At 40.5% G+C, this 9,004-nt stretch carries 11 protein-coding genes and 1 rRNA gene; 8 read left to right on the forward strand and 4 right to left on the reverse strand.

From position 1 onward, the window contains the following. The first annotated feature begins 156 nt into the window (after positions 1-156). The 8 genes from DFP77_RS18835 to DFP77_RS18865 all read left to right on the forward strand — a co-directional run bounded on the left by DFP77_RS18835 (position 157) and on the right by DFP77_RS18865 (position 5,712). Entirely contained in the window at positions 157-1,107 is a 951-nt protein-coding gene (locus tag DFP77_RS18835; protein WP_114413733.1) for a GspE/PulE family protein, read from the forward strand. Then, entirely contained in the window at positions 1,094-1,531 is a 438-nt protein-coding gene (locus DFP77_RS19925; RefSeq protein WP_258861227.1) for a type II secretion system F family protein, read from the forward strand. The genes DFP77_RS18835 and DFP77_RS19925 overlap by 14 nt, the downstream gene beginning before the upstream one ends. An 81-nt stretch (positions 1,532-1,612) precedes the next feature. Then, a complete protein-coding gene (locus DFP77_RS19930; RefSeq protein WP_258861228.1) occupies positions 1,613-2,158 on the forward strand; it encodes a type II secretion system F family protein in 546 nt (181 codons plus the stop codon). Continuing rightward, a complete protein-coding gene (locus tag DFP77_RS18845; RefSeq protein ID WP_114413734.1) occupies positions 2,159-2,950 on the forward strand; it encodes a prepilin peptidase in 792 nt (263 codons plus the stop codon). After that, the gene (coaE, locus tag DFP77_RS18850) at positions 2,947-3,552 is read left to right on the forward strand and encodes a dephospho-CoA kinase (RefSeq protein ID WP_114413735.1); all 606 of its coding nucleotides are present in this window, start codon (positions 2,947-2,949) and stop codon (positions 3,550-3,552) included. Before DFP77_RS18845 ends, coaE begins: the two co-directional genes overlap by 4 nt. A 16-nt stretch (positions 3,553-3,568) precedes the next feature. Continuing rightward, positions 3,569-3,793 (forward strand): DNA gyrase inhibitor YacG, encoded by a 225-nt coding sequence (locus tag DFP77_RS18855; RefSeq protein ID WP_114413736.1) that lies wholly within the window; start codon positions 3,569-3,571, stop codon positions 3,791-3,793. Between the two features lie 26 nt (positions 3,794-3,819). Next, on the forward strand, positions 3,820-5,031 hold the full coding sequence (locus DFP77_RS18860; RefSeq protein WP_114413737.1) for a response regulator: 1,212 nt from the start codon (positions 3,820-3,822) through the stop codon (positions 5,029-5,031). A gap of 3 nt (positions 5,032-5,034) precedes the next feature. Next, positions 5,035-5,712 carry a sensor histidine kinase gene (locus DFP77_RS18865; RefSeq protein WP_114413738.1) on the forward strand — a complete coding sequence of 226 codons (678 nt, stop codon included), beginning with the start codon at positions 5,035-5,037 and terminating at the stop codon, positions 5,710-5,712. Positions 5,713-5,715: 3 nt separating this feature from the next. Here DFP77_RS18865 and DFP77_RS18870 read toward each other — a convergent pair whose 3' ends face one another. From DFP77_RS18870 to rrf, 4 genes are all read right to left on the reverse strand, one after another. Next, entirely contained in the window at positions 5,716-6,342 is a 627-nt protein-coding gene (locus DFP77_RS18870) for a GntR family transcriptional regulator (protein ID WP_114413739.1), read from the reverse strand. An 11-nt stretch (positions 6,343-6,353) separates the two neighbouring features. After that, a complete protein-coding gene (locus DFP77_RS18875; protein ID WP_114413740.1) occupies positions 6,354-7,526 on the reverse strand; it encodes a benzoate/H(+) symporter BenE family transporter in 1,173 nt (390 codons plus the stop codon). 75 nt (positions 7,527-7,601) lie between these two features. Then, positions 7,602-8,315 carry a ZIP family metal transporter gene (locus tag DFP77_RS18880; protein ID WP_114413741.1) on the reverse strand — a complete coding sequence of 238 codons (714 nt, stop codon included), beginning with the start codon at positions 8,313-8,315 and terminating at the stop codon, positions 7,602-7,604. Positions 8,316-8,901: 586 nt separating this feature from the next. Continuing rightward, positions 8,902-9,004: ribosomal RNA gene (rrf, locus tag DFP77_RS18885) — 5S ribosomal RNA — on the reverse strand; the annotation flags it as partial.

The raw sequence follows: 9,004 nt of genomic DNA on the forward strand, positions 1-9,004 counted from the left end.
TGAATTGTTCTGGGTAACGTACTTTGCTCATAAATACCTCTCACTTAGATCATTTTATCTAACTAAAAGGTGTCTAGCTAATTAGTGGCGATTCATTTCGGACTTAGACCCTAACCTACTGCCTCTGCAATGTGATAGTTCAACGGAAGGTGTGCTATGACATTAGAGGAAATTATTTCTAACTCGGTTAACCAACATGCAACAGATGTTCATTTAGAGCACACCAATAGAGGCTTACATGTCTATCAACGCCGATATGGCACCTTGCATAAGGTTATCGATCTGCCAATTGGAACTAATTTGATCAATCGCATAAAAATGCGTTCAAATTTAGACCTTTCAGAAACAAGAAGAACACAAGAGGGACAGTTTTTATTTGAAGAAAGAAACCGCAGTACTTTTATTAGAGTAAGCATAATTTCAACTGTTAAAGGCGAAAAAGTCGCACTGCGTTTATTGCCAGATAAGAACCGTTTGTCACTAAATGAAATTGGCATACAACCCAACCTTCATTCTGCCTTGTCTTCTGCTTTAGATTATTCCAGCGGCTTGATTCTAGTGTGCGGCGCTACTGGTGCAGGAAAAAGCACCACTCTATATTCATGCCTAGATGTGTTGAATACTGGCAAAAAAACCATTTTCACCATTGAAGACCCTGTGGAATATGAAATCACTGGCTTGTTTCAATGCGAACCTAACCCTGCTATCGGGCTGGACTCTGCTACGCTGTTGAAATCATTTCTTAGGCAAGACCCAGATGTGATAATGGTGGGAGAAGTAAGGGATGCCATCACTGCAAATCTCGCGGTTAATGCCGCTCTAACTGGACACCTTGTACTGGCAACATTACATACAAACTCAGCATTAGACGCCATACATCGATGCCATGGCTGGCAGGTAGATTTTTTCTCTTTAGCAAGCTCGCTAAAACTTATAATTCACCAGTCGATGCATTATAAAAGCACATCTCAACACCCTGTATTTCATGGAATATCACCTCTTTGGGAAACATCTCTTCCAAAAGACTATGATACGCTTATTTCATCCCCTTCTTTATGGGAAGCATACCCTCACCTGAATAGTGAATCCAAATATGCCATGGTTTAAAATCACACATATCAATGGGAAGGTCGATTATAAATATGGAGACTCGGAACAAGAGATACTTTTTCACACTATAAGCAAAGGCTATTGGCAAATAGCCATATCCGAATGGACTCCTAAGAAATTTGATTACAAATCACTTCAAATTTTTTATGAAGAAATTCAAAGCGCCCTACAATCAGGACTACAGCTTAACCAAGCTATTGCGCATTTCGCTTTATCTTCTTCTAATTCCAGAATAGCTAGCATCAGTCAAGCCATATTAGGAGAGCTGGAGAGAGGCACAACTTTTAATGACGCATTAAGCAAATTAACTCAAAACTCAGCAGAGCCTTACACTCAGCTACTTAATTCTCAGGGCACAAGAGAGGACTGCGAGAAAAGCCTAAGCGTGTCAATACATCAACTCAAATCACTACTTGAATGATCTCAACGATTACTGAAAACTGTTATCTATCCATTTAGTGTCATTCAAATTGCTTTCATCATCCTTATCGTTAATCGTATCTTGCAAGATCAGTCAACAGGCGCCTATCTAGCGAGCTTAAAAGTCAACCTTTCAATCTATGCAATTTTTAGCATTATCCAAATTGGCGTTATACGTAGCCTTCACCAAGGCCATGCATGCTATTGGCTAGAAAAATACAGCAACAATTTCCGTTTGACGAAATTATTTTCTTTGTTAAGCACCATCAGAAGAACAGGCCTAACATTACAACAGGCATTAAAAAACATGCCTGGATATTTCCAGCACCTCCCCACAAAGAACGAGATTTACACCGCCTACTACACCCTTCGTTTAGGCAAGAACTACGCAGAAACCTTCCCTCTCCACTGGTTCCCTAACGAATCTTCAATAGCCTTACACTCTGCAGAGCAGGATGGTGATATAGAAAGAGCATTAGTTTTAGCCGCTAAAGAGCACGAGAAACGCTGGCAAAAAAACATCTCAATTTTAGAGAAATTTATTCCTGCTCTGTGTCTTGTGATTGCAGGCAGTGTCGTTGCCACTGCACTTGTTTCTCTGTATACGCCTTTAATGGAGATTTCGTAAATGGATTTAACTCTATCGGTATGGGTTTTATATTGTATGATAGCACTTTGCATAGGGAGTTTTTCTGCTGCCTACACAATAAGATGGCCAGCAAAACAACACTATTTGTGGAAAAAAGAGGCACACCTTCTACTATATATACCGTTCACCAGCTCATCAACAATGCAGTTCAATAGAAGACGCTCTCATTGCACTCACTGTAAACAAACCCTGACCTATAAAGACCTCATACCTATCTTTAGTTTTGTCGCCCTAAAAGGTAAATGTCGCTACTGCAAACAGAAGATATCTTCTCGTTATATTATTATCGAAAGCATACACTTACTATGCTGCTTACCTCTCTTGTGGCTATTCGATGATTTTTACTCGCTGACCTTGTTAACCTTGCTAGTTAGCGCATTAATTACCGCGACCGTCATGGATATTGAACACAAGCTCATCCCTGATGAATGCAATACTTTGGCGCTTGCTTGCGCATTATTGCTTCATACATCTACAAATAATCTAAATTACAGCGTTCTAGGCATGATGGCAGGGTATGGTTTAGTTTATACTCTACACTGGCGCTATACAGTATTTAGAGGTAAAGAAGGTATTGGGCTAGGTGACGCTAAACTCTTAGCTGCTCTGGGTGCTTGGCTTGGACTCTTACATCTTCCAGTCTTGTTACTTTGTGCAAGTTTAAGTGGAATCCTATACACTGTGATCTCAAAAAGAAGCAACCTAGACTACATCGCCTTTGGTCCTTTTTTAACTATTTCATCCCTATTAGTATTCTATTTAACTCTATGACAGATCATACCATTCCTATCATTGGCCTTGCTGGCGGCATTGGTTCAGGCAAAAGTACAATAGCGAAATGCTTTAATGAGCTTGGTATTCAAAGCGTTGACGCAGATGATGTTGCAAGATCAGTTGTATTACCAGGTTCATACTGCCTCAAGCAAATTGAACAACGCTACGGTAGCCAAATTCTATCAAATGATGGAACCCTAAACCGACGAGCGTTACGCGAGATTATTTTTGATGCTCCGTTAGAGCGATCATGGCTGGAGTCATTAACACACCCGGCAATTAGAAATGAAGTAGCAGCTCAGCTTCATGCCGCCACTTCAGAATACGTACTTCTTGTTCACCCTTTATTATTTGAAACAAAGCAAGATGCTATCTGCAAAAAGGTTATCGTCATTGATGTTCCTAAAACCGTTCAAATACAAAGAGTCATCAATCGCGATCAAGTAGATAAAGAAAGTGCACAAAAAATAATCTCTGCACAACTAAGCAATAGTGAACGACTTATGAAGGCGGACTTCATCTTGGAAAACGCTGGCAATCTTAATGATATGAATGCTAAAGTCTTAAAATTGCACCAAAAAATTCTAGAGTCATTATAAATTTAGAGTCTCATTCATGCCAGATACCAATAAATCTTCGTTAGTTGCTTGCCCAACTTGCCAAAAAAAATCCCCTTGGTCGAAAGAGAATCCAGACCGTCCTTTTTGCAGCCCTAGATGCAAGTTAATTGATTTGGGTGCATGGGCAAGTGAATCCTACTCCATTCCTCAGCAAACATCGGAAGAAGACGAAATTTTTTCAGAAGATCTGATTATTAATCCAAACAAGTCCTTTTTATAATTGCTCGATATGGAATGTAATTTTTTATGGCCCAACAAGACTTTTCAAAGAAAAAAGCTCTACTCATAGAAGATATGGCAGAAGCTCGAATAATGCAGCGCAAAATGCTGACAGACTTCGGCTTCACTTCCATAGACATAGCCATGAAAGCGGAAACAGCCATAGAACTCCTAAAGAATAAAAGTTTCGATGTCATTTTGTCTGATTACAATCTTGGCAATGGCAAAGACGGGCAACAACTTCTAGAAGAAGTTAGACATTCAAAACTGATACCAAATACGGCCACTTACTTAATGGTAACAGCTGAAACATCGATTGAAATGGTGATGGGCGCGATTGAGTATCAACCTGATGGATATATCACCAAACCATTCTCTCAGGCAGGCTTGCAGCGTCGACTTAGCAAGTTGTTAGAAACAAAAGAGAGATTATATGACGTCAATGTTGCACTGGATAAAGGCGATTATGAAAGCGCCATATCCTCAGCAAAAACCGTTATGGAAAAGCATCCCTCTTTGACAGGGAAATGCGAACGTATCATTGGTGAAAGTTTTTTAGAAATACAAGAATACAATAAAGCACTGTCTTTATTTAACAAAACAGTTAAAAGCCGAAAGATGCCATGGGCGTTATTTGGTAAAGGTAAATCTTATTTTTTAATGGGCGAATTTGAAAAAGCAGAACAAAGCTTTCGTCAGCTGATGCTTGATAATCGTTTTTTCGTCAGCGCTTATGATTGGTTAGCAAAGATCCAAGTTGCAGAAGGAAAACTAGAAGAAGCGCAAGCAACTTTAGTTGAAGCTATTGCACGATCCCCAAAAAATATTCTACGTCAAATGGAACTAGGCAAAATAAGTTTATTACTCAATGACAGCATAACGGCAGAGATGTCGTATAGACGAGCTGTTTTCTTAGCGAAGTATTCTTGTTATAACACCGCAGAAGTTTACCTAAATCATCTAGAGTCCCTTGCTCGTATCTCTGATAATGGCCCATTACTACCTAGGCAAAGGGACAACTTTGACAGCACACTAAAAAAAGTACACGAATCTTTCTTTGAAGACCCTAATAACAAGGCAAAAGCATACAGTTGTGAGATCGATGTATTTTTAGCCGATAAGGACATACTTACAGCGAAGCAAATTTTTGAAGCATGGCTGAGTGAAGTCAAAGGAGGAGCAGCAACAGCTCCAACCAAACAACAAAGTTCGACCTACGCAGAATCTTTTGGAATTTAAAAGATGAAAAAAATCGATATCAGCACAATCTTGGCAAGCGCAATCCACGAAAGCAAAAATCAGGTGGGGACTTTGCTTTACCAACTACAAAGCCTGAAAGATTCGATGGTAAGCAAAGATGTAAACCAAAAGAAAATTGTTTTAATTGAAGAGTCTCTCAAAAAACTTAATGATGAGTGGGTTGAGTACTTATATTTATATAGACTCGCATCTGACGGCTATGATCTACATGTCGATACTTTTTTACTTGATGAGTTCTTAGACGACCAAGTATTTGCCCTACAACCATCCGCTAATGCAAGAAGCCTAGAACTAAACTATCATTGTGATGCAGGCCTGACAGGCACTTTTGATGAACGGCTAATGACGGCCGTTGTAAGTACTGCGGTCTACAATGCATTTCGATTTGCCAAATCAAAAATTTCCATCAATGCAAAACAAGAAAATAACTTCCTAATCATTTCAATTGAAGACGATGGTCAAGGTTTTAAACCTATAGAGGAAGAACCAGATGAGTTTCTTGAAGGCAATACAGGGCTAGGGCTGTATTTTGCCGAATTATCAGCTTCAGCACATAGAACCAATGACTCTCAAGGCTATATCAAAAAAGAATCTTCTCTTAGCTTAGGTGGGGCCAGCCTGATCGTATATTTACCTCAACCTTCTAACGAAGAACACTAACACTTAGCCACTAGCCAGCTTTTTCAGGTAGCCAGTGAGCAAAACACCAGCCTTTTCAATATGCTGCCTTAATAAAATAAGTGCAGCATTTTTATCTCTAGCTTCAATCAAAGCAATGAGCTGTTCATGCTGATCTTGGCTTTTCGCTTGATATCCTAAAGGCCCAAATTGAAACCCGAGATAACGCACCGCCTGTTTGTTCAATCCTTCAACCACTCGCAGTAATGTAGGTCGATTGGCAGGCATATACAAAGCACTGTGAAAGCACCAATTCAGCTCACCACGACTAACCAAACTAACATATTCTTGATCCAACTCTAATAAAAATAACCTTGCCTTAGCGACATCTTTATCATGGATACACTCAAATGCCATTTCGAATAAAAGGCATTCTAATTCAGCTCGCATTAAATAAAGATCCTCAGCCTCCTGCCAATTTAAATCAGGAATCATCACTCCAGCTTTGCCGTGCAGAACAAGCCAACCTTCAGATTTTAAGGCCTGCAATGCGTCCCTAATAGGAATTCTACTCACACCATATCGGGTAGATAGATATGCCTGCCTTAATGGGATACCTCTTGGTAAATGATTGTTTAAGATGTCTTCTTTAATACTTTGGATTATATCCATAAAAATTCTTCTTATTTGAACTTAATGTTAGATATCAAAAGACAAATAACGCCAAACAAAATCCCCCAAAAAGCGGATGCAACACCACCAAAGGACACACCAGATACCGTCACTAAAAAAGTTATTAATGCCGCTTCTCGATTAGAGTCATCCGCCATCGCATTTTTCAAATTCATACCGATAGTACCTAACAATGCAATACCCGCTAAAGCTGCAATCATAGTTACAGGAAAAATCGAAAATATAGCAACCACAGACGTACCAGCTAAACCAGCTAACCAATAGAATACGCCTGCAGACAATCCAGCAATATAGCGTCGTTTAGGGTCTTTGTGACATTCATCGCCAGAACAAATGGCAGCCGTAATCGCGGCTAAATTAAAAGCAAAACCACCTAAAGGCGCCAGTATAATAGAAGTAAACCCGGTCCAACTAATTAGTGGAGAAACAGGAGTTTGGTAGCTACTACTGCGCATCACAGCTACACCTGGAATATTCTGAGAGGTCATAGTCACAATATATAACGGAATACCGATACCAATTAATGCACTAATATTCCATTCAGGCCAAACCCATACAAACGCGCCAAGAGAGAAAGGAACATCAGACATTAAGTTACCATCGGACCTCGCCAGTACAAATGCAATTCCAGCCACCAAAACAAACAACACAGCATAGCGAGGTAAAAGTCGTTTGCTCACTAAATACGTCATAAGCATGATTCCCACAAGGAAAACATCACTCATCATAGAATCGAAAATAGAAAGGCCAAACTTAAAAAGAACACCAGCCAACATGGCACAAGCTAGAGGCAAAGGAACCAAACGCATGACTTTATCAAATAGACCAGAAATACCAGTTAGCAGAGTGAGTATGCCAGCAAAAACGAACACACCTATCGCTTCGGAATAACTGATTGTTCCTAGGCTCGTCGCTAACAATGCGGCGCCAGGCGTTGACCAAGCCGTAATAACAGGAGAACGATACCACAAAGAAAGGAAGAAGCAGGTTGCCCCCATACCAAGTCCTAACGCCATAATCCAAGACACTATGATACTAGAATCGGCGCCAGCCGCTTGAGCGGCCTGAAATACGATTGCCACGGAACTCGCAAAACCAATAAGCACTGCCACAAACCCTGCAACAAATGCACTTAAACTAAAATCTTTTAATATTCTGAGCACAACCCTACTACCTGTATTGGTTTAAAAAGAGCTCTAACTATATTTCAAAATATCCATTTTTGTATACATTTTTAACTAATGCACTAACATATAACCAACCAACCCCAACACAAAACCCATTACAGCTCCCATTGGCGGCATCCAATGTTTTTCTAAAGCAACTCGCGGAGCAATATCTTGGAACACTGCATATAAAATACCGCCTGATGCGAACAACATCACACCGGATATGATAACTGGCCATTCGGCTAACCAAAGATGGGCAATAACGCCCGCTATCGGGCCACACAAAGCAAGCAACACAAACAAAAAAATAATTGTCCATGAGCGATAAGGTGATGACGCCTTTAATTCACGAAAAGCATTAAAACCTTCTGGAAGGTTTTGCATAGCAATCAGTCCAGCGAGTAACACACCATTAATGGTTCCTAACGCAAACGCGGCACCCAACGCCAGAGACTCAGGAATAAAATCTGCTAGCATAGCGACTAATTGACTCATAGAAGTTTGTTGTTTAGATAACCAAATATCAAGCCACATAAACGCCATGCCACCCGATAAAAACAACACAGCTGCAGACCAAGGAGAAAAGTGAGGAATACCTTCTGGCACAAGAACCAAAGCAATCGCCGACAACAAAGCACCACCGCCAAAGGCCGTAACACCATGCATTAATTCTGTTTCTAACCACTGAGGTTTTATGCGTTCGAAATTGGCTACCAAAGCCCCTAGAGGCATTGCCAAGCCGGCAAGAAGAGTTAATATAATAACACTATATATAGGCGACATATCGCAAACACTCCATTAAACATCACACTGCTATCTGTGTAGGGCTATAAGGTTAACAGAATTCATTCCCTCAATTATTAGATATCGACCAGAAAGTATATCTAACAGGCAACAATAAGCGCCCTTCTTTGTTAAATTTATTTTGAACAAAAAAAAACCTGACTACTTGCGTAATCAGGGTCTTCTTAATTAAATCTTGATAACGACCTACTCTCACATGGGATCCCCCACACCACCATTGGCGATGGCGAGCGCCTGTTGCTAATAAAGAGTCACTTCTGAGTTCGGGATGGGATCAGGTGGTTCAGCCTCTCATACTTTGTATCTGAAACTAGCTTTGGAATGCAAAAAGCCCTGATAACATTAGCTATCAGGGCCTTCATAAATAAATCTTGATAACGACCTACTCTCACATGGGATCCCCCACACCACCATTGGCGATGGCGAGCGCCTGTGGCTAATAAAGAGTCACTTCTGAGTTCGGGATGGAATCAGGTGGTTCAGCTTCTCATACTTTGTATCTGAAACTAGCCTTGAAATGCAAAAAGCCCTGATAACATCAGCTATCAGGGCCTTCATAAATAAATCTTGATAACGACCTACTCTCACATGGGATCTCCCACACTACCATCGGCGATGGCGCTTTTCACTTCTGAGTTCGGGATGGGATCAGGTGGTTCAACGCCTCT

It is taken from the genome of Marinomonas foliarum (assembly GCF_003337275.1).
Classification (GTDB): domain Bacteria; phylum Pseudomonadota; class Gammaproteobacteria; order Pseudomonadales; family Marinomonadaceae; genus Marinomonas; species Marinomonas foliarum.

Coding starts and splice junctions, on each gene's coding strand:
- DFP77_RS18835 (WP_114413733.1), top strand. CDS start 157: ATGACATTAGAGGAAATTATTTCTAACTCGGTTAACCAACATGCAACA.
- DFP77_RS19925 (WP_258861227.1), top strand. CDS start 1,094: ATGCCATGGTTTAAAATCACACATATCAATGGGAAGGTCGATTATAAA.
- DFP77_RS18845 (WP_114413734.1), top strand. CDS start 2,159: ATGGATTTAACTCTATCGGTATGGGTTTTATATTGTATGATAGCACTT.
- coaE (WP_114413735.1), top strand. CDS start 2,947: ATGACAGATCATACCATTCCTATCATTGGCCTTGCTGGCGGCATTGGT.
- DFP77_RS18855 (WP_114413736.1), top strand. CDS start 3,569: ATGCCAGATACCAATAAATCTTCGTTAGTTGCTTGCCCAACTTGCCAA.
- DFP77_RS18860 (WP_114413737.1), top strand. CDS start 3,820: ATGGCCCAACAAGACTTTTCAAAGAAAAAAGCTCTACTCATAGAAGAT.
- DFP77_RS18865 (WP_114413738.1), top strand. CDS start 5,035: ATGAAAAAAATCGATATCAGCACAATCTTGGCAAGCGCAATCCACGAA.
- DFP77_RS18870 (WP_114413739.1), bottom strand. CDS start 6,342: ATGGATATAATCCAAAGTATTAAAGAAGACATCTTAAACAATCATTTA.
- DFP77_RS18880 (WP_114413741.1), bottom strand. CDS start 8,315: ATGTCGCCTATATATAGTGTTATTATATTAACTCTTCTTGCCGGCTTG.